14 protein-coding genes and 3 pseudogenes are annotated in these 20,265 nt (G+C 72.9%); 3 read left to right on the forward strand and 14 right to left on the reverse strand.

Annotation, left to right across the window (positions count from 1 at the left end; all coding sequences use genetic code 11):
- Positions 1-446: 446 nt before the first annotated feature.
- Positions 447-824, forward strand: a complete 378-nt coding sequence (locus M878_RS57420) for a DUF2795 domain-containing protein (RefSeq protein ID WP_031224450.1) — start codon at positions 447-449, stop codon at positions 822-824.
- A 31-nt stretch (positions 825-855) separates the two neighbouring features.
- On the opposite strand, the pseudogene M878_RS57425 reads toward M878_RS57420, so the two are convergent.
- From M878_RS57425 to M878_RS57435, 3 genes and pseudogenes are all read right to left on the reverse strand, one after another.
- A pseudogene (locus M878_RS57425) lies at positions 856-1,163 on the reverse strand (DUF6158 family protein).
- Between the two features lie 48 nt (positions 1,164-1,211).
- On the reverse strand, positions 1,212-2,831 hold the full coding sequence (locus M878_RS57430; protein WP_023545567.1) for an ABC-F family ATP-binding cassette domain-containing protein: 1,620 nt from the start codon (positions 2,829-2,831) through the stop codon (positions 1,212-1,214).
- Between the two features lie 188 nt (positions 2,832-3,019).
- Complete coding sequence (locus tag M878_RS57435) at positions 3,020-3,676, reverse strand: histidine phosphatase family protein (RefSeq protein ID WP_023545568.1); 657 nt, start codon at positions 3,674-3,676, stop codon at positions 3,020-3,022.
- Positions 3,677-3,880: 204 nt separating this feature from the next.
- On the opposite strand from M878_RS57435, the gene M878_RS57440 reads away from it, so the two are divergent.
- The gene (locus M878_RS57440; protein WP_023545569.1) at positions 3,881-4,702 is read left to right on the forward strand and encodes a class I SAM-dependent methyltransferase; all 822 of its coding nucleotides are present in this window, start codon (positions 3,881-3,883) and stop codon (positions 4,700-4,702) included.
- 46 nt (positions 4,703-4,748) lie between these two features.
- Here the strand turns inward: M878_RS57440 and M878_RS57445 are convergent, their stop codons facing one another.
- The 3 genes from M878_RS57445 to M878_RS57455 all read right to left on the reverse strand — a co-directional run bounded on the left by M878_RS57445 (position 4,749) and on the right by M878_RS57455 (position 8,922).
- A complete protein-coding gene (locus M878_RS57445; RefSeq protein ID WP_023545570.1) occupies positions 4,749-5,429 on the reverse strand; it encodes a GvpL/GvpF family gas vesicle protein in 681 nt (226 codons plus the stop codon).
- Positions 5,430-5,575: 146 nt separating this feature from the next.
- The gene (locus M878_RS57450) at positions 5,576-7,423 is read right to left on the reverse strand and encodes a transketolase (RefSeq protein WP_023545571.1); all 1,848 of its coding nucleotides are present in this window, start codon (positions 7,421-7,423) and stop codon (positions 5,576-5,578) included.
- Positions 7,424-7,473: 50 nt separating this feature from the next.
- Positions 7,474-8,922, reverse strand: a complete 1,449-nt coding sequence (locus M878_RS57455) for an NAD(P)/FAD-dependent oxidoreductase (protein ID WP_106962679.1) — start codon at positions 8,920-8,922, stop codon at positions 7,474-7,476.
- Positions 8,923-9,159: 237 nt separating this feature from the next.
- On the opposite strand from M878_RS57455, the gene M878_RS57460 reads away from it, so the two are divergent.
- Positions 9,160-9,507, forward strand: a complete 348-nt coding sequence (locus tag M878_RS57460; protein ID WP_023545573.1) for a VOC family protein — start codon at positions 9,160-9,162, stop codon at positions 9,505-9,507.
- Positions 9,508-9,512: 5 nt separating this feature from the next.
- Here the strand turns inward: M878_RS57460 and M878_RS57465 are convergent, their stop codons facing one another.
- The 8 genes and pseudogenes from M878_RS57465 to M878_RS57500 all read right to left on the reverse strand — a co-directional run bounded on the left by M878_RS57465 (position 9,513) and on the right by M878_RS57500 (position 20,051).
- Positions 9,513-11,474, reverse strand: coding sequence for a DUF5107 domain-containing protein (locus M878_RS57465; protein ID WP_023545574.1), 1,962 nt, complete (start codon positions 11,472-11,474; stop codon positions 9,513-9,515).
- A gap of 46 nt (positions 11,475-11,520) precedes the next feature.
- Positions 11,521-11,820, reverse strand: a pseudogene (locus tag M878_RS57470) (arginase family protein); the annotation flags it as partial.
- A gap of 138 nt (positions 11,821-11,958) precedes the next feature.
- Positions 11,959-12,510: a GNAT family N-acetyltransferase gene (locus M878_RS57475; RefSeq protein ID WP_023545576.1), complete on the reverse strand. Its 552-nt coding sequence runs from the start codon at positions 12,508-12,510 to the stop codon at positions 11,959-11,961.
- 119 nt (positions 12,511-12,629) lie between these two features.
- Entirely contained in the window at positions 12,630-14,402 is a 1,773-nt protein-coding gene (locus tag M878_RS57480) for a CocE/NonD family hydrolase (protein ID WP_023545577.1), read from the reverse strand.
- A 601-nt stretch (positions 14,403-15,003) separates the two neighbouring features.
- On the reverse strand, positions 15,004-15,927 hold the full coding sequence (locus M878_RS57485; RefSeq protein ID WP_031224452.1) for a S66 peptidase family protein: 924 nt from the start codon (positions 15,925-15,927) through the stop codon (positions 15,004-15,006).
- A 5-nt stretch (positions 15,928-15,932) separates the two neighbouring features.
- Positions 15,933-17,905 (reverse strand): annotated as a pseudogene (locus M878_RS57490) (prolyl oligopeptidase family serine peptidase).
- A gap of 3 nt (positions 17,906-17,908) precedes the next feature.
- Positions 17,909-19,225 carry a M20/M25/M40 family metallo-hydrolase gene (locus M878_RS57495; RefSeq protein WP_023545581.1) on the reverse strand — a complete coding sequence of 439 codons (1,317 nt, stop codon included), beginning with the start codon at positions 19,223-19,225 and terminating at the stop codon, positions 17,909-17,911.
- A complete protein-coding gene (locus tag M878_RS57500) occupies positions 19,218-20,051 on the reverse strand; it encodes a M55 family metallopeptidase (RefSeq protein ID WP_023545582.1) in 834 nt (277 codons plus the stop codon). The genes M878_RS57495 and M878_RS57500 overlap by 8 nt, the downstream gene beginning before the upstream one ends.
- Positions 20,052-20,265 lie beyond the last annotated feature (214 nt).

A 20,265-nucleotide genomic window follows, 5' to 3' on the forward strand; every position in this document is an offset into this window, starting at 1 on the left:
GGCCAGGGCGAGCGCGGCACCGGCGACGAGGGCGACGGACAGGGCACGGACGGTGCGGCGCATGGGGCGGGCTCCTCGGCGGGCACGGCGGAACGGTCGGCGGCGGTGGTACGCCGGACGCCGCTACGGCGGTGCGTCGGGCCCGGCCAGGGTGAGCGCGGCACTGCCGGACGGCGTCACGGGTACGGGGCACGGGGCGTGCCCTCGCTGCCATCACAGCCCCCACGGCGCCACGGCGCGCGCGGCCGGACCCCATTCGCGGGACACGAGCGGCCGGCCGGGTGACACACCGGCTACCGCACCACAGGGCGGCTTCCGAGGTTTTCCGTCCCCTGAGCAGGTGACTCGGTAGGTGCCGACCGGGAGGCGACGGCCGTGTCGGCGAAGGTGCAGGAGTTCCTGCCGGACAAGGACCGGGCAAGGACGAGTCCCCTGTGGAGGCAGACATGCAGCGAGGCAGTGACCGGCTGAGCGTTCACCGGGACGACGAGATGAAACACGAGCTGAAGGACCTGCTGAGGTCCCGGCATCCGACGCGCGTGGAGGAGTGGCACGATCCGGAGCCGGCCGCCGACGACGACCCGGAGGTGTGGAGCGGGCCCGTGGGCGGCCTGGGTTCGCCGGCGTCGCTGGAGCGGACGCGGGCGGAGCTGGCCCGGACCCTGAGCCGCGGCTGCTTCCCGGCGACCGCGCGTGACCTGGCCCGCATGCTGCGCCGGCGGAACGCGCCGGGCACGCTGGCCGACGGGGTGGCGCGACTGCCGCACTCGGCGCGCTACGAGAATGTGCAGCAGCTGGCCGAGGCGCTGGCGGGCGGCCGCTGAGCCGGGGCCGAGCGGCCGGGACGGCGTGAATTCAGGTGCCGGACGCCTCCGGAGTCGCCGCCTCGCCGCACCGCCGTTCCCGGGCGCCCTCGCGGGTGCGGCCCGCGCTGACCAGACGGCGCGGGTTGCGGCGCAGATACTCGCCCTCCAGCTGTGCCATGCGCTCGTTGTGGGTCCGCAGCGCGTCGTTCGAGCCGTACAGGAGGGTGTCGTGGCGCGTGCGGTGGATCGTCTCCAGCTCCTTCATGAGCTGCTGGTCGTCCAGTCGGCTGGGGTCGACTCCGGTCATGTGGTGCCCCGCTCGTCGTGTCCGTGTTCCTGAGACCACTGTACGAACATCCGGGTTCCCGGGCCTCCGCATGCAACCGTCCCGGCCGGGCACGGGTCCTAGCGAGCCCGTGCCACGCGGCGTTCGTCCCAGACGGGTTCCGGGGTCTCGCGGACGCGGCCGTCGCTGCCGAAGACCAGGTAGCGGTCGAAGGAGCGGGCGAACCAGCGGTCGTGGGTGACCGCGAGGACCGTGCCCTCGAAGGCCTCCAGGCCCTCCTGGAGGGCCTCGGCGGACTCCAGGTCGAGGTTGTCGGTGGGCTCGTCCAGCAGCAGGGCGGTGACGCCCTCCAGTTCCAGCAGCAGGATCTGGAAGCGGGCCTGCTGGCCGCCGGAGAGCCGGTCGAAGGACTGCTCGGCCTGCTGGGTCAGCTCGTAGCGGCGCAGCCTCGACATGGCCGCGCCGCGGTCCTGGGAGTGCTCCTTCCACAGGATGTCGAGCAGGGTGCGGCCCTGGAGTTCGGGGTGCGCGTGGGTCTGTGCGAAGTGGCCGGGTACGACGCGTGCGCCGAGCTTCCACTCCCCCGTGTGCGCGACGTCGTCGCCCGCGAGCAGCCGCAGGAAGTGCGACTTGCCGGAGCCGTTGGAGCCGAGGACAGCGACCCGTTCGCCGTAGAAGACCTCCAGGTCGAACGGCTGCATCAGGCCGGTCAGCTCAAGTCCCTTGCAGGTGACCGCCCTTACGCCGGTGCGGCCGCCCTTCAGGCGCATGGTGATGTCCTGCTCGCGCGGCGGCTCTGGGGGCGGTCCGGCCTCCTCGAACTTGCGCAGCCGGGTCTGGGCGGCCGCGTACCGGGAGGCCAGCTCGTGGGAGACGGAGGCTGCCTGACGCAGGCTCAGCACCAGCTTCTTGAGCTGGGCGTGCTTCTCGTCCCAGCGGCGGCGCAACTCCTCGAAGCGGGCGAAGCGTTCGCGGCGGGCCTCGTGATAGGTGGCGAAGCCGCCGCCGTGCACCCAGGCGTCGGCACCGGCCGGCCCGGGCTCCACGGAGACGATCTTCTCGGCGGCACGGGCGAGCAGTTCACGGTCGTGCGAGACGAACAGGACCGTCTTGCGGGTCTCCCGCAGCTGCTCCTCCAGCCACCGTTTGCCCGGCACGTCGAGGTAGTTGTCCGGCTCGTCCAGCAGCAGCACCTCGTCGGTGCCGCGCAGCAGCGCCTCCAGCACGAGGCGTTTCTGCTCGCCGCCGGAGAGGGTGCGCACCTGGCGCCACTGGGCGCGCTCGTACGGCATGCCGAGGGCGGCGGTGGTGCACATGTCCCACAGGGTCTCGGCCTCGTAGCCGCGCGCCTCGGCCCAGTCGGCGAGGGCCTGGGCGTAGGCCAGCTGGGCGGCCTCGTCGTCGACCGTCATGATGGCGTGCTCGGCCTCGTCGACCGCCTGTGCGGCCTCGCGGATGCGGGGCGGGGCGACGGACACGAGCAGGTCCCGTACGGTCGTCTCGTCGCGTACGGAGCCCACGAACTGACGCATCACGCCGAGCCCGCCGCTGACGGTGACGGTGCCGCCGTGCGGCTTCAGCTCGCCGGAGATCAGTCGCAGCAGGGTCGTCTTGCCGGCGCCGTTCGGGCCGACGAGGGCGACGGCGGCGCCTTCGCCGACCCGGAAGGACACGTCCCCGAGCAGGGTCCTCCCGTCGGGGAGGTGGTACTCGAGGTGCGCGGCTTCCAGATGTCCCATGGGCAGGCATTCTCCGGGGACGGCCGGTACCGGGGCAAACGCTTATCCGCCGGCTGTCCGCCGGCTCCGTGAACATTCCGCGTGCACGGCCGGCAGTCCGCGCCAGCGCGGCGCGCCGCTGCCCCGCGCCTCCACGGCCTCCCCCCGGCCGCCATCCCCACCGACTACCCCGCCGCCGCGCCCACCGGCTACTGCGCCGTCTCCACCGGCTCCCCCGTCGGGCCGCTCTCCCCGGCCGGTTCCACCACGGCGCTGTCCCAGGACAGGACCTTCCAGCCGTCGGACGGGGAGCCCTCCAGGACAATCACGCCGGTGTTCCTCAGGGGGCGGGCGGCGGCGTAGGCAACGTCGACGTTGTGGGCGCGGGCAGCGGTCCACAGGCGGATCGCGGCGCCGTGGCTGACCACGGCCACGGTGCCGGCGCCGCTCGCGGCGGCCTCCGCGATCACGGCGTCGTACCGGGCGAGGGCCTCCTCGCCGCTCTCTCCGCCGGGGATGCGCTGCCCGGTGTCGCCGGCCGCCCACGCGAACACCGTGCGCATGTACTCCCGGCCCTCGGGGGACTCCCCGGGCAGCATCTCCAGGTCGCCGGCGGACACCTCGCGCACGCCGTCGCGGACGATCGTCCCAAGGCCCCGGGCTGCGGCCAGCGGGGCGGCGGTGAGCTGGGTGCGCCGCATCGTGGAGACGTAGAGGGCCTCGATGTCCTCCCCGGCGAGCGCCTCGGGCAGTGCGGCGGCCTGTGCCTCGCCGAGCGGGGTCAGCCCGGGACCGGGCACGGCGGTGTCCAGCAGGTGGTCCAGGTTGGACGGGGTCTCACCGTGGCGGACGAGGAGGAGGTGCATCCGGGGGTCTCCTTACGCGCCGGCCGGGCGCCCGGCGCAGACAGGCACAAGAAACGGGCACTTCAGCGTAACCGGCCGCCGAACAGCTCCGATCCTCTCCATCTCCTCTCCGTTGGTCCACATTGCGAGACTCTGGTCTCATTATTCGGCATGCGCGCGTACGCTGATGCGTACCAGCGGAGACGAGGGTGAAGGGGAACAACCATGCCGAAAGCGCGGGAGACCGCCGTCTACACGCACGGGCACCACGAGTCGGTGCTGCGTTCGCACACCTGGCGGACCGCCGCCAACTCCGCGGCCTATCTGCTCGGCTCCCTGAAGCCGCACATGAAGATCCTGGACATCGGCTGCGGTCCGGGCACCATCACCGCCGACCTGGCGGAACTGGTCCCGGACGGCCAGGTCACCGGCGTCGACCACGCGCCGGGCATCCTGGACCAGGCCCGGGCCACCGCGGCCGGGCGCGGTCTGGCGAACGTGGACTTCGCGGTCGCCGACGTGCACGCGCTGGACTATCCCGACGACACCTTCTGTGTGGTCCACGCCCACCAGGTGCTGCAGCACGTCGGCGACCCGGTGCAGGCGCTGCGCGAGATGCGCCGGGTGACCAGACCGGGTGGGTTCATCGCCGTACGCGACGGGGACTACGCGGCGATGACCTGGTATCCGGCGGTGCCGGGCCTGGACGACTGGCTGGACCTGTACGAGCGGGTGGCCCGCGCCAACGGCGGTGAGCCCGACGCCGGGCGCCGGCTGAAGGCGTGGGCGCTGGCCGCCGGGCTGACCGACATCACCGTCACCTCCAGCACCTGGACATTCGCCACGCCCGAGGAGCGGGCCTGGTGGAGCGGTCTGTGGGCCGACCGCACCCTGGCCTCCGCCTACGCCGAACGGGCCACGCGGGGCGGCCACGCCACCGAGGAAGGGCTGCGGGCCGTGTCCGAGGCATGGCGGGAGTGGGGCCGGCGGGAGGACGGCTGGTTCGCGGTCCTGCACGGAGAGATTCTGTGCCGCAAGGAAGCCTGATCCGGGAAGACAGTCCGGATTCCTGATTCCTGATTCCCGGAGACAGTTACGGCACCGCCTCCCCCGTGAAGGAATAGGCGGCCCAGGGGCCGGTGAGTTCCACACGGATTCCGGGTGCCTCGTCCCGCGCGCGATCCACCAGTTCCACGAATTCCTCGGACTGCGCGCGGGGCACCAGATAGGCCGCGGCGAGGACGTTCCGGCCGGGCACGGTGGACAGCCCGGAGATCTCGGGGGTGTGCAGCCGTGAATCCTCGGCGTGCCGGGAGAGGAGCTCGTGCAGCGAGCGGGCGAACGCCTCGGCCCGCGCGGGAGCGGGTTCGGCGGGCTCGGGCTCCAGGGACAGCGTCACACCCCACTCCACCCGGCCCTCCAGCCGGTCGAGAGTGCGCCGGAATTCGTCCTCACGGGCCTCGATCATCATGCGCACCGACCAGTCGTCCTGGAAGACGATCCCGGGCCGGAGCGGCAGCGGGGTCGTGACCGTGGTGAGTGCGTCGATCACGCCCTGGTGCGCGCGGGCGGTCGCGTCCAGCCAGTCCGGGTCGTCCAGGTGCGCCTTCAGGGCGTCCTCGCAGCAGTCCGCCGCCGGGACCGTACTGACGACCGCGACCAGGTCGTGGTGGCGCAGCAGCGCCGGCGGGGCGCCCCCGACGCCTTTGAGCTCGGCCTGCAGGGGCGTCCCGAAGGGGCGGCAGACGGCGTAGACGTAACGCGGTCCGGTCATGGTGTCTCCTTCGGGCGCGGCCCGGTTCCTTGCCGGCTCCCTTCAGGGTGAGGAAACGGGCGAGGTTCGTCAGCTCCAGCCTGGCCCGGCGGCCCGGCGCACGCCACAGGTCGCCGGTCCGCCGACCGCCGTGGCGGATACGGCGGTCATCGCACGATCGCCTCCTCCACCAGCAGCTTGGCGGCCGCCGCGATACCGAGGGCGTCGATACCGGCCGCGTGCAGCTGCTCGTCGGGCGCGGCCGAGCCCGGCATGGCCCGTACCGCGAGCCGGACCAGCCGGGGCACGGGCCGGCCGTCGGCGAAGGCCCCCGCGACGGCGTCGCCGAGGCCGCCCTCGGCATGGTGGTCCTCCACGGTGAGCAGACAGCCGGTCTCCTCGGCGGCCCGGCGCAGCGTGTCCGTGTCGACGGGCTTGACGGAGTACAGGTCGATCACCCGCACCCGGACGCCGTCCTCGGCGAGCCGGTCGGCCGCGGCCAGCGCCTCCGGTACGGTGACCCCGGCCGCGACGACCGTCAGCCGGTCCTCCTCGCTCGACCGGAGCGTCTTGCTGCCGCCGACCGGGAACTCCTCCTCGGGGCCGTAGATCACCGGCGTCTTCCCGCGCGAGGTACGCAGATAGCGGATGCCGTCCAGCCCGGACATCGCCGCGACCAGCCGGGCGGTCTGGTTGGCGTCGCACGGATACAGCACGGTCGAGCCGTACACGGCGCGGAACATGGCCAGATCCTCCAGGCCCATCTGCGAGGGCCCGTCCTGCCCGATCGCGACCCCGGCGTGCGAGCCGACCAGGTTGATGCCGGAGCCGCTGATGGACGCCATGCGCACGAAATCGTAGGCCCGGGTGAAGAACGCGGCGAACGTGGAGGCGTACGGCAGCCAGCCCCGCGCGGCCATGCCGACGGCCGCGGCGACCAGCTGCTGCTCGGCGATGTAGCACTCGAAGAACCGCTCGGGGTGCGCCTTGGCGAACTCCTCGGTGCGGGTGGAGTCGCCGACTTCGCCGTCCAGGGCGACCACGTCGCGGCGGGCGGTGCCGAGCGCGGCGAGGGCAGCGCCGAAGGCGTCCCGGGTCGCGACCTCGTCGCCCTTGCCGTAGCGCGGGAGCCGGAGCACCTCGGTGGTCAGGTCGCGCAGCGCCGCGGCGGCCGGCGGCTCGTTGACCCGGACGTGCAGGTCGCGCGGTCCGCCGAGCTCGGCGATGGCCTGCTCGGCGTCCGGCAGCGGCTTTCCGTGGTGCCCCTCGCGGTCTTCGACAGCGGCGACGCCCTTGCCCTTGAGGGTGCGGGCGAGCACCACGACGGGCTGCCCGTCCGTGGCCAGCGCCTCGCCGTAGGCCCGGTCGATCGCGTCGACGTCATGGCCGTCGACCTCGAGGGTGCGCCAGCCGAAGGCCTCGAAGCGGCGGGCGTAGGCGTCCAGGTCGTGGCCGTGCCGGGTGGGGCCGCGCTGGCCGAGCCGGTTGACGTCCACGATCGCGATCAGGTTGTCGAGGCCCTCGTACCCGGCGTGTTCGGCGGCCTCCCACACCGAGCCCTCGGCCAGCTCGCTGTCGCCGCACAGCACCCACACCCGGTAGCCGGTGCGGTCCAGGTGCTTGCCGGCGAGGGCGATGCCGACGCCGACCGGCAGGCCCTGGCCGAGGGATCCGGTGGCGGTCTCCACCCAGGGCAGCCGCCGGGGCGTCGGATGTCCCTCGAGCCGGCTGCCGATCCTGCGGAAGGTGAGCAGTTCGCCGTCCTCGATCACACCGGCGGCCTTGTACGCGGCGTACAGCAGGGGCGAGGCGTGTCCCTTGGACAGCACGAAGCGGTCGTTGGCCGGGTGTTCGGGGCGCTCGAAGTCGTAGCGCAGATGGTGGGCGAGCAGGACGGCCAGCAGATCGGCGGCGGACATCGAGGACGTGGGGTGCCCGGACCCCGCGGCATCGGACGCCCGCACACTGTCCACGCGCAACTGCTGTCCCAGTTCGGCGAGTTCGGCGGTGTTCATGAGTCTCCTTGCACAGAGTCGGGTGTCGAGTGAGGCCACGGCCCGCGGGGTCACTCGTGGGCGGGGTCCGGGGGGTCGGTGTGCCGGACGGGGCCGGGAGCGGGGTGGTCCGGGCCGCCGGTGGAGCCGGCCTGCTCCGGTCCGCCCGTCCGTTCCGGTCCGCCCGTCTTTCCCGGTCCGCCCGCCTCTTCCGGTCGGCGCGGTACCCGTGGCAGCTCCGGGGAGGCCGTGTCCAGGGGGACCGCCCAGGACCGGACGAGGCCCAACTGGACGCCCTGGCGCGGCAGTACGGCGTCCAGCAGCCAGTCGGCGGCCACCCGGACGCGGCCCGCGGGCAGCGCGGCCAGGTGGTAGCCGCGGGTGACCGCGCCGGCCGCCGGGCCGGACAGCGGGATGCCGAACGGGTTCGCGGCGGCTTGGACCCCGCCGAGGTCGACCGCGAAACCCAGGTCGCGATGGCGGTACGCCCGCCGGCGCCGCCCGAGGCCGAGCGAGGCGGCCACGTTCTCCCCAGCGACCTTGCCCTGCCGCCACGCGTGCTGGGCCGTCATCGGCGCAAAGGCCCCTGGACGGTCCAGGTCCGGTACGGCGGCCGCGTCCCCGCAGCCGAACACCCCAGGCCGGCCCGGTACCCGCAGCTGGGGGTCGACGATCAGCCGGCCCCGCTCCAGCGGCTGCCCTACGGCCTCCATCAGCGGATCCGGGCGTACGCCCACGCACCACACCAGGGTCCGGGAGGCGACGAACTCCCCGTCGGTGAGCAGCACCCCGTCATGGGTGGCCTCCTTCACCGACGTGCCCATGCGCACGTCCACGCCCCGTGCCCGCAGCACCCGGTCGGCGGTGCGGGAGAGTCGTTCGTCCAGCTCGGGCAGCACGCGGTCCGCGACGTCCAGCAACAGCCAGCGGGGCCGGACGCCGGGCAGCGGGTTGCGGCGGGCCAGCCGGTCGGTGAGCAGCTGCATGTGCGCGGCCACCTCGGTGCCGGTGTAGCCGGCGCCGACCACGACGAAGGTGCACCGGGCGGCGCGGCTCTTCGGGTCGTCGTCCGCGGCGGCGAGCTCCACCTGACGGGTCACGTGGTCGCGCAGGTACAGCGCCTCGGGCAGACCGCGGAAGCCGTGCGCGTGTTCGGCGACCCCGGGGATGGGCAGCAGCTTGTTGACGCTGCCGACGCACAGCACCAGCCGGTCGTACCCGAGGGTGCCGATGCCGCCCTCGGGGTCGCTGTAGTGGACGCTGCACCCGTCGAGATCGACATGGTCCGCCTCGCCGAGCACCAGCCGCACCCCTCGCAGGGTGCCCGGCAGCGACACGGTGACCCTGCGGGCCTCCAGGATGCCGGCGGCGACCTGGGGCAGCAGTGGCAGGTACAGGAAGTAGTCGGTCGGGTTCAGCAGGGTGATGTCGGCCCGGTTCCGGGTCAGCCGGGCCAGCGTGCGGGCAGCCCGGTACCCGGCGAAACCGGCGCCGACGATCACGACGTGAGGTCGGCTCACGGGGCGCCTCCGGCGGTACGGCTCGTTCGAGGCATTCCGCGTAGCCCCTCCGGGGGCACGCAAACACTCTGCCGGTCACCCGGATGGCTCCGGGGTGGCGGGGGGCTGATCGCTCCCCCGAGTTCTCGGCTTCGCTCGAACCCGGGGGGACCCCCATCGCGGCGGAGCCGCACATCGACGCAGCCCCGCGCCCCTCAGGTTGGCCGCCCCACCGTCGTCCCAACTAGGCTCCGGTGTATGGAAATTCTGGGCGCCTCGCTGCGTATCTGCGTCGATGACCTCGAAGCCGCCGTCCCGTTCTACGAGCGGCTGTCGGGTGGCAGAGCCCTGCGGTTTGAGCGGGGTGGGGTGCAGGTGGCCGCGATCGGGTCCTTTCTCCTGATGAGCGGGCCGGAAGAGGAGCTGGAGATTCTACGGAAGGTGGCGGCGACCATCGCCGTGCAGGACGTCGACGAGGCCCACCGGCTGCTGACGGACCTCGGCGCCCGGATCCTCGCGGGGCCGGTGCCGACGCCGGTGGGCCGGAATCTGCTGGCGATGCATCCGGACGGGTCGGTGTTCGAGTACGTGGACCAGCGGGGCTGAGCCGCTCAGGCCGGATCGGGCCGCATCCGGAAGTCATGGCGGGCGGGCAGGGGCTCGTCGGTGAGCCGGGACCACAGCCGGCCGAGGACCTCCTCGCCCTCCCGCAGGTCGGCGACCTCCAGCCCCGCGTCGAAGGCGGCCCGCGCCCCGGCGGGGCGTCCCTCGGCGAGCAGCAGTTCTGCCTCCAGGAGCCGGAACCGGCCGCGCCGGCGGACGGCGGGCAGCAGCCGGTTCCAGACGGTCCGGGCATCCGCCGTCCGCCGGACCCGGAGCAGCGCCTGCAGGGTTTCCCGGCCGAGCGCGGCCATGGCGGCGGTCCATGCCGCGCCGTCGTCGCGCCGTTCGCGGCACAGGTCGTCGAAGGCGTCCGCGTACCGTTCGGCGGCCCGCTCGTGGTGGCCGGACTCCTGGTCGGCGACGGCCAGACAGCGAAGCAGCGGCCAGAGGGAGGGGGCGAGTGGGAGGGCGCGCTCCCAGCTGCGGACGGCCTGGGCGCGGTCGCCGGCGTGCCACTGGGCGACACCGAGGTGGTACTCGGTGTGCGGAGTGGCGGGCGCGGTCTCCAGCATGTCCCGCCAGTGTGGGGCGACGAGGGTCTCGCCGGGTGGCCGTACCCGGCGCGGTTCGGGCAGGGACCCGGTGCGCAGCAGTTCGCGCCAGGGCGCCTGGGCGTCGCCGAGCATGGCCTCGGAGAATGGGGTGCCGGGCAGCTTCCAGTCGGCCCGCAGCACTTCGAGGGCGCCCCAGCCGGATCCGGCGGCCAGGATCTCGGTGGGTTCGGTGTCGGCGTACGGTTTCCAGGTCGTGTACGCCTGCTCGACGTGGGCGCGGGGCAGGGCCGACTCCAAGCGCTCCTCGGCGCCCCGGACGGCCCCGGTCCACTCCCCCTCGGGCGGTGCGTCCAGCGGGCCGTACGCCTCCAGCCAGGACACCTCGCTCTCCGCGTCCAGGCGGACGTGTTCCAGCTGGGTGCGGGCGAGGCCGGCCTGGATCTCGCAGTAGCCGCCGGTGCCGGGTTCGGTGAGCCACTCCTGCCAGCGGCGGCCGCCGGGCCGGTGGCCCCATACGAAGAGTTTGCGGCCGCGCAGGGTGTCGGTGGAGGTCTGCACCAGCCCGTGCCCGTCGGCGTCCAGCGCGGCGATCCAGCGGCGGCGGCGCTCCGGCACGTCGTAGAAGTAGTCAGCGGCGTACGGGCTGTTGAGGGGGTGGCTCCGGTCGACGCCGTCGTACGACGGGACGGGTACGCGGCGCAGCCGGCGTTGGTAGCCGAAGTGCCAGGCCTCTTCGGCGGGGGCGAGGACCCGGCGCTCCTCGGGCACCGCGATGTTGGACCACCAGTACGTCGGCACCGGGCGTTCGTGCGGGTTGCGGATGCGGACGCCGGCGTAGAGGAAGTCGGAGCCGTCGGGCAGCCACAGGTCGACCTGGAAGGGCAGGTCGCGCAGCCGCTCCCACTCCCACAGGCGCAGCATCTCGCCGCCGTCGGGTGCGGGGACGCGGGCGGCGTGCAGGGGTGCGCAGGAGAGGGTGGTGTGGCCGGTGGCGCCGATGTTCCATTCGATGCCGCCGGAGTACCAGGCGCCGTTGAGGGCGAAGTTGGCGGGCTGGAACACCGGGTTGCGGTAGAGGAGTTCGCTTCCGCTGGGCAGGTGGAGCAGGGAGGCGACGCGGCCGCCGAGGCCGGGCAGGATCGTGGCGCGCAGCCGGTCGTTCTCCATCACGAGGGCGTCGAGGGCGCGGGGCTCGCGGGCTCTGTCGTAGCCGTCGCGGACGCGCACCGGGAGCAGGCTGCGCAGCGGGTCCTGGCCGAGCTGGCGGGCCATGTCCGCGGGCATGCCGTCCCGGTCGCGGTCCTCTGTGCGGTGGGCCTCGTCGAGCGGACGCAGCGGGGGCAGGGGGTTGTCCTGGCCCAACTGCGCGGCGGGCAGCGTCAGTACCTCACGTCGGATCCTCGTCACGATCACCATGGAACCCGGCGCACGGGGAGTCGGCCAGGGGAGGTACCGGTCAGGATTACGCAAAGGCGTCCGCGACCAGGTCGGTCAGGAGCACGCCCGCCGTGCCGTACGGGTCGAGGCCGGGGTCGTAGATGGTGATGCCGAGTCCGGTGCAGCGCGGGGAGGCGAGCAACGGGCGTGGCAGCGCGGGCAGTTCCTCGGGCCGCAGGCCGTCGGGGTCGGGGCTGTCCACGGCGGGCGTGACCGACGGATCGACGACGTCGGCGTCCAGGTGCAGGCGGAATCCGTCCAGCTGCGGGATCTCGAAGGTCTCGGCGGTGGCGCGGGCGCGGTCTGCGGCGCCCCGCTCCCGGATGTCCCTGGTCCCACAGGGCTCCGGCTACCTTGTGGCAGCCGGGCACCGTACCGGGGGCGGGTGGGCGCAAGCCCAGGCTGGCCGGGGCGTCGAGCACGAAGAGCGTCCGCATGAAAGCTCTCCCCGTAGGACGAAGAGTCAGTCGCGGGCGCGCATCTCGGTGGTGAGGGCCCAGCGTTCATGGTCGCGCCAGGCGCCGTCGATGTAGAGCATGGCCGGGGAGAAGCCCTCCAGGCGGAAGCCGGCGCCCCGCGCCAGGGCTACCGAGGCGGCGTTCTCCGGCTGCACGTTGATCTCCAGCCGGTGCAGCCCCAGCGGGCCGAAGGCGTATCCGATGACCAGGTCGAGACCCTCGCGCATCAGGCCGCGCCCGGCGGCGTGGGCGAAGGCCCCGTACCCGAGGGCACCGCACTGGAAGGCGCCGCGCACGATGTTGTTGATGTTGATGAACCCGGCGATGTCCCCGCTGTCCTTGTCGCACACCAGGAAGCCCGCCTTGGTCTCGTCCTCGATCAGCCGACGCGTATAGGTGGCGTAGGCCTCGTCCGTGTCCGGCGGGAACAGCCAGGGCCGGTGCAGGTCCTTGCTCTCGCGGGCCCGTGCGGTGAACTCGGGACCGTCGTCGAGGGTGAAGTGACGGATGGCCACGCGGGGGCCCGCGGCGAGGTAGTGAGGCGCGGTGTGCGGCATCCGGCCAGCTTACGGCGCCTTCACCGGTCGCGTCTCGCGGATGTCCGACGCCCCGGGGCGTCGGACAGGGCCGGTCGGGGCACCGCGCGCGGCACGGCGGGCGGCGCCCCCGGTGCGGCTCAGCCGCCGGTGACCGGCAGCCGCAGCACCCCGGTGTCCCCGGGCGCGCTGACCACGGTCACCGGCTTGATCCCCCGGTTGCCGAAGTAGGCGTCGTCGCTGGCCGCGACCACGAGACGCAGCCGGTGCCCGGCCGGGTACCGGTGCACGATGCCCGGCAGGGTGACGGTGAAGCTCCTGGTCACATCGGGTACCCGGACCGGCGCGACCAGCCGGTGGACGAGGGTCTGGGTGCCGTCGGGCGCGACGTCGTACAGCTTGGCGAACAGCACCAGTTTGTCGGCGGCGTCGCCGGAGTTCTGGGTGCGTTCGGCCTTCGGGGAGACGACCTTGAGGGTGATCTGCGGGGCGCCGACGACATCGAGGTCCCTGGTGAGGGTGGCGCCGGTCCAGGCGAGGTAGGTTCCCGGGGTGTCGTACGGCGCCGGGTCGGGCAGGCCGATGGTGCCGGCCAGGGAGCTTTCCGAATGGCTCGTCGGGACGAGCCAGTTGGAGTAACTGCGGCTGCCTCGAGCCACTTTGGCGCGGTTGTCGACCAGTTTGCCGTCCCCGGAGAGATAGAGGGTCTGGCTGAGGGCGGGGACGCGGTCGGCGGTGGCGTAGGTGTGGGCGGGATCGGTGATCCAGTCGCGGTAGTAGGCGAAGGCGGGGCCGGTGCCGGTGTGGTTGTGGTTCTTCAGGTAGCGGTCGAACCAGGCGAGGATGCGGCGGCCGACGTAACTGGTCTCCAGGTTCCCCTGGACCAGGTTGAGTTCACCGGCGGCGGGGTCGGTGATGCCGCCGCTGTGGCCCCAGGACTGCCAGATGAGGGCGGTCGGCGTGCCCTGGGCCTTGAGTGTGCGGTAACTGGCCGTCGCCTCATTGAGGTTGAACAGGGAGTCGGCCTGGCCCTGGACGAGCAGGGTGGGCGCCTGGACGCGGGGGAGATAGGTCATCGGGGAGATGCTGCGGGCGTAGGCGAGCAGCCGGGCGGTGCGGTCGGCCGGGTAGCTGCCGGAGTCGAGGGTGCGCACGGTGGCACAGGCGTCGGAGACGAAGTGCAGACAGGCCAGCGAGTTGATCCGGGACGGGTCGAGGCTCGGGGTGGTCAGCGGCTGGCTCTCGCCGCTCAGATAAAAGCCGTTGGTCCACTGCCATTTGAAGGCGCCGGGCACGTCGCGGGCGCCGACGACGTTGTTCGGGTCGAGGGAGTAGACGAGGTCGTTCCAGGTGACGAGCGGGACGAGGGCGTCGACGCGGTGGTCGACGGAGGCGGTGGCCAGCTGGATCGCGCCGCCGTAGGAGCCGCCGATCATGCCGACGCGCGGGTCGCCGGGGGCGTCGAGAGTGACGAAGTCGGCGTGGGTGCCGTCGTCGGCGGAGCGCTTGCCGCCGAGGAAGTCGACCAGTCGGGAGGCGGTCTCACCGTCGATGCGGGGGTCGTCGAGGGAGATCAGGCAGCCGCTGTGCCCGAAGCCGAGGCCGGAGTAGACGAGGGAGACGTAGCCGCGCTCGGCGAAGGCCTTGCCGATGGCGTCGGTGGTGCCGTCCGACTTGCTGCCGCCGAAGCCGTTGGTGGCGAGCACGGCGGGCGCGGGGTGGGCGCGGTCCACTCCGGCGGGACGGTACAGGTCGGCGTCGACCGCGCAACCGCGGCCGCCGGCCCGCACGGTGAACTTCAGCGGGGTGACGGTGTACTGGCCGCCCGCGTGGGCCGGGCCGGCGGTGAACGCGAGGGGTGCGGTGAGCGCCGCGCCGAGGAGGGCGGCTAGGGCGGCATGGGATCGGGACACACGGCGGGGTGCCGGTCGGGGCACACGTCGGGGCACGGGACCTCCACACTGAGGCACACGAAAACCGGCCAGTAGGTCTGGCCGAGGAGCATGCTGTGACACGTGTCAGGCACGGGTCAATCTGACTGCACGTGGTTTCTTGACGAAGATTCAGTGGACGGGTGGGCGGGCCAGGCACCTGGTGAACGCCGTGCGCAGTGATTAAGTTACGGTCACTCAGCGAATCAGTGGCCCGCTCGGCGATTCAGTGGCGGTCACTCAGCGAATCAGCGACGGCCACCCAGCGATCCAACGGCGGCCACCAGCGAGGTCGGCAGGCATCGGCTCGGCGACTCGATGACGCCCGCTCAGCTAAGTCATCGGACGTCGGCTCAGCGACCCAGTGACGCCCGCCGAGCGAAGACAGCAAGCCTCAGCCCAGCCATCCCGTGACGCCCGCCCACCAAAGCCAGCAAGCCTCAGCCCAGCCATCCCGTGACGCCCACCCACCAAAGCCAGCAAGCCTCAGCCCAGCCATCCCGTGACGCCCACCCACCAAAGCCAGCAAGGGTCAGCCCAACGCTCCAGTGACGCCCGCCCAGCGAATTCAGCAGGCGTCGGCTCAGCGCAGTGCCGGCTTGTCCAGTGTCAATGTGCCGGAATCGGTGTCCAGTTCGGCGGCTGTCCCGAAGGGGACCGTCATCGCGTCATCGCAGTGCCCGAAGCCCAGCTCCTCTACGACGGGCACGCCGAGTCCGCCCAGCCGGTCGGCGAGGACCGGGCGCAGTTCCTCGTACGGGCCGCAGTCGCGCCAGGATCCGAGCCCGATCCCGGCGACCCCGTCGAGCCAGCCGGAGCGCAGCAGCTGGGTCAGCAACCGGTCGACGCGGTACGGCACTTCACCGACGTCCTCCAGAAGCAGCAGCCCGCCCCGGGCGCCGGGCCGACCGGACGGGGTGCCGAGGTCGGTGGCCAGCACGTTCAGATAGCCGCCGAGCGTCACCCCTCTGGCCCGCCCCGGCGCCAGTGCGGTTCCGGCCGAGGCGAGCGTCCGCACGGTCTCCGGAGCGAACAGAGTCGCCCGCAGACTCTCCTGCGCGCGGGCGCTCTTGACGAAGTCGGCCCCGGCGACGACAGGTCCGTACAGGCTGACCAGGCCGAGCCGGGTGGCGAACGCCTGGTGCAGGACGGTGACGTCGCTGAAGCCGACGAACACCTTGGGTCCGGCCGCGCGCATCGCATCCCAGTCGAGCAGGTCGGCCATGCGCTGGGCGCCGTAGCCGCCACGGGCGCACAGCACCGCGGCCACGGACGGGTCGCACCAGGCCCGCTGCAGGTCGGCCGCGCGATCGGCGTCACTGCCCGCGAGATATCCCAACTCGCCGTGCGCGTCGAGCACATGGGGAGCCACCACCGGGTCGAGGTCCCAGCCGCGCAGCACATCGAGGCCCGCCTGGAGCCGTTCCTCGGGCACCGGTCCGCTGGTGGCGACGACGGCCACCCGAGCGCCCGGGGCCAGCCGCTCCGGCCGTGTCAGTTCCTTCACGTGCTTCACGTGTGCAGCTCCAGCCTCGGTACGTCGGGCACATCCAGCCCGAACACCTGAGCGTACAGGGAGAGTTCGGCCTCCAGGGCGCGCACCATGGTGTCGGCCCGGCGGAACCCGTGCCCCTCGCCCTCGAAGGTCAGATAGGCGTGCGGCAGGCTCCGGCCCGCGATCCGGGCGAGGAAGCGCTCGCACTGGGCGGGCGGGCAGATCACGTCGTCCAGTCCCTGCAGCAGCAGGAACGGCACGGTGAGCCGGTCGGCGTGGGTGGTCGGCGAGCGCTCGGCGTACCGGGCCGGCACCTCGGCGAGCGGACCGATCAGCGACTCCAGGTAGCGGGACTCGAAGTCGTGGGTCTCCTCCGGTCCCCAGGTGGCCAGGTCCAGGACGGGGTAGACGATGGTGCCGCAGGCATAGACGTCGGTCGTGGTCAGGGAGGCGGCCGTGGTCCAACCGCCCGCGCTGCCGCCGCGGATCGCGAGCCGGTCCGGGTCGGCGGTGCCCTCCTCGGCGAGGGCGCGGGCGACCGCCGCGCAGTCCTCGACGTCGACCACGCCCCACTGCTCGCGCAGCCGCTCCCGATAGGCCCGTCCGTATCCGGTGGAGCCGCCGTAGTTCACCTCGGCGATCCCGATGCCCCGCGAGGTGAAGTAGGCGATCGCCAGGTCCAGCACGAGCGGCGCCCGGCCGGTCGGGCCGCCGTGCGCCCAGATGACGTACGGCGCCGCCGCGCCGTCGGGTGCGGCCCGTTCGGGGTGGTGCGGCGGGTAGACGTGGGCGTGCACCTCGCGGCCGTCCGGGCCGGTGAAGGTGCGGATCCGTGGCTCGGGGTAGTACGCGGGGTCGACGGCGTCCCGGTGCCGGGCGCCGATGGCGCGGGCCCGGCCGGTGGCGGTGTCCAGCTCGACCACTTCGTACCCGGTGCGCGGGCTGGCGCCGACGCCGACGATGCGCCCGCCGTGCACGGCGAGGGTGGCACCGAACTCGGTCCACGGTCCGGCGGCGTCGACGATCTGCCCGGACTCCCCGGATTCTGCATCCAATATCCCGAGTACGGTCGCCCCCGACCGTGTACGACCGCGATCAGACCGTTGTCCAGCGGCGCGAACCAGCGCAGGCCCGGCTTCCACAGCGGGCCGGCGAACTCCTCCTCGCGCGGGCACAGCGGGGTGCCGTCCCGGTACAGGTTCCACCAGCCGCTGCGGTCGCTCGCATACAGAAGACGGTTGTCCGCCGACCATTCGGCCTGCGCGATCGCCTCCCGCGGCCCGCCGGCGACGGTGTGAACTGCATGCAGTATGCCGTCGTCACCGATCTCGCCGACGCGCAGCTCCGTCCCGTCCCACGGCATCCGCGGATGGTCCCAGGCGAGCCAGGCCGCCCGGCGGCCGTCGGGCGAGACGCGGGGCCCGGTGACGAACCGGTGCCGGCCGTCGGTGAGTTCGCGTACGGCGGACCGGTCCTCGGCGGCGGATCCGTCCAGCGGTACGGCCGCCAGGACCCGCCGTACGTCCGAGGGGTGGTCCCCGGTGAACTCCTCCAGCACGCACCACACCTCGCCGCGCGCGAGGTCCAGGTGCGGGTCCGCCCAGCGCAGCCCCCCGCCCACCGCGGAGACCGGGGTCAGCGGACGCGGCTCGACGCCGGGCTCGTACCGGTACAGCCGCTGGTCGGCGAAGTGCGTGAACACCACGAGCGGTGTGCCGCCCCGCTCCGCCCCGGTCCAGGGCCGGCCGCCGTACTCCACCACGCGGTTGCGCACGTTCCACGGCGCGGGCAGTACGACCTCCTCGGTGCCTTCGGCCGTCCGCCGCACCAGCGTCCGGCGGCCGCCCTCGGCCGGGCGGGGCTCGGTCCACCACACCTCGTCCCCGACGAAGCCGACCCACTCCGGCTGCCCGTCGTGCGCGGCGGCCAGCGCCGCGTCGACCGGCGACGGCCACGATCCGTACGGCGACGTCCGCACCTCGTCCCCCATCCGCTAAGCCGTCCGCAGGAAGCGGTCGAGCACCCGGACGCCGAAGTGCAGCGCCTCGACGGTCACGCGCTCGTCCACGCCGTGGAACAGCGCCTGGTAGTCGAGGCCTTCGGGCAGCTTCAGCGGGGCGAAACCATAGCCGGTGATGCCGAGCCGGGAGAACTGCTTGGCGTCCGTGCCGCCCGACATGCAGTACGGCACGACGTGTCCTTCGGGTGCGAACTCCGCTACGGCGGCCCGCATCTTCGCGAAGACGGGCGCGTCCACCGGCGCCTGCAGGGCCACCTCGCGGTGCGCGAACTCCCAGCTCACGTCCGGGCCCGTCAGCTGGTCGAGGGTGGCGGCGAACTCCTCCTCGGCGCCCGCCAGACAGCGGCCGTCGACGTAGGCGACCGCCTCGCCGGGAATCACGTTCAGCTTGTAACCGGCCTTCAGCATGGTCGGGTTGGCGCTGTTGCGGATGGTCGCCTCCACCAGCGTGGCCGCCGGGCCGAGCTTCTCCAGCAGCCGGTCCACGTCCCGGAAGTCCGGCTCGATGCCGTAGATGGCAGCGAGTTCGGCGAGCGCGGCCTGGACGGTCGGAGTGAGCCGCAGCGGCCACTCGTGCTCACCGATGCGGGTGACGGCGGCGGCGAGCCGGGTCACCGCGTTCTCCTTGTTCACCTTGGAGCCGTGACCGGCGCGGCCGCGCGCGGTGAGCTTCAGCCAGCCGGTGCCCCGCTCTCCGGCCGCGATGGGGTAGATCTGCCGTCCGGCGCCGTCGTGAAAGGTGAAGGCACCGCACTCGCTGATGCCCTCGGTGCAGCCCTCGAACAGCTCCGGGTGGTGGTCGGCGAGGAATCCGGAGCCGTCCTCGCCGCAGGCCTCCTCGTCGGCGGTGAACGCGATGACGAGGTCGCGGCGGGGCCGTACGCCCTGCCTGGCCCAGCCGCGGACGACCGCGAGGATCATCGCGTCCATGTTCTTCATGTCGACGGCTCCCCGCCCCCACACCACCCCGTCGCGGACCTCGCCGGAGAACGGGTGCACGCTCCAGTCGGCGGCTTCCGCGGGCACCACGTCGAGGTGACCGTGGACCAGCAGCGCGTCGGCGGACGGGTCGGTGCCCGCGATCCGGGCGACGACGTTGGTACGGCCCGGGGCGCGCTCCAGCAGCAGCGGTTCCAGGCCCGCGCCGGCCAGCCGCTCGGCCGCGTACTCCGCCGCCGGCCGCTCCCGGCAGTCCCCGCCGCCCCGGTTGGTGGTGTCGATCCGGATCAGGCCGGAGGTGAACTCCACGACCTCGTCCAGGGCGAGCTCATCGGCCTGCTGGTCAGCCATACTGCTCCTCCACGGCGGCGGAGGCGATCGTGGTGACCGCCTTGAACGTCCTGATCCCCTCGTACATGGTGGCGCTGGTGTACGCCACCTTCCGCTCCCCGATCCGCGCGACCCCGGGCACCACGGTGGCGGCCATCGCCAGGTGTTCCGCGTCGAACTCGACCGCGACGGTGAACGGCCCGGCCTCGACGGCTGGGTGACGCACTGCCAGCCGGGCGGCCTCCTTGGCAGCGGCGCGGATGTCGCCCGCGGTGCGGTTCGGGGTCCGGCACACCGCCGCGTACCGCGACACGTGGTCCTTGACGGCCACCTTCAGCGCCTCCGGGGCGTAGCCGAGCGCGTCCTCGCAGGCCACGTCGTCGCCGGTGACGAGGACGACGGGTACGCCGTACTCGGCGACGACATGCGCGTTGAGCAGGCCCTCGCTGGCACGGACGTCGTTCAGCCACACGCCGGTGATCTGGTTGGCGAGGTAGGTGTGGGCGAGGACGCCCTCCATACCGGCGCCCGCGTGGTAGCCGACGAAGGCGATGCCGTCCACGTCGCCGTGCTGCACGCCCTCCACCATGGACAGCGTCTTGTGCCGCCCGGTGAGCATCTCGACCCGGTCGTCGAGCCGCTCCAGCAGCAGGTTGCGCATGGACCAGTGGGCCTCGTTGACCAGCACCTGGTCGGCGCCGCCGTCGAAGAAGCCCTGCGCGGCGGCGTTCACGTCCGAGGTGAACATCGCCCGGCACCGCTCCCACTGCGGCGTCCCCGGCAGTACGTCGGCCGGCCAGGTGACACCCGTGGCCCCCTCCATGTCGGCACTGATGAGGATCTTCATGGTGCTTCACGTTACGCGCCGGCGAGGAAACTTCCTACAAGGACGGCACCCGGACAACTCGACACATAACGGGCGGCAGCCGACCGCCGGGAAGTACCGGGCCCATTCGGCTCTGGTGATCCGCGGGTACACGCTGTCGCAGAGGCGGGCGGCGACCCTGCTACGCAGGCATGCCTCCATGACTCCCTCGGACGAGGTGACGCGGTGACCTGTA

Source organism: Streptomyces roseochromogenus subsp. oscitans DS 12.976, assembly GCF_000497445.1.
Classification (GTDB): Bacteria; Actinomycetota; Actinomycetes; order Streptomycetales; family Streptomycetaceae; genus Streptomyces; species Streptomyces oscitans.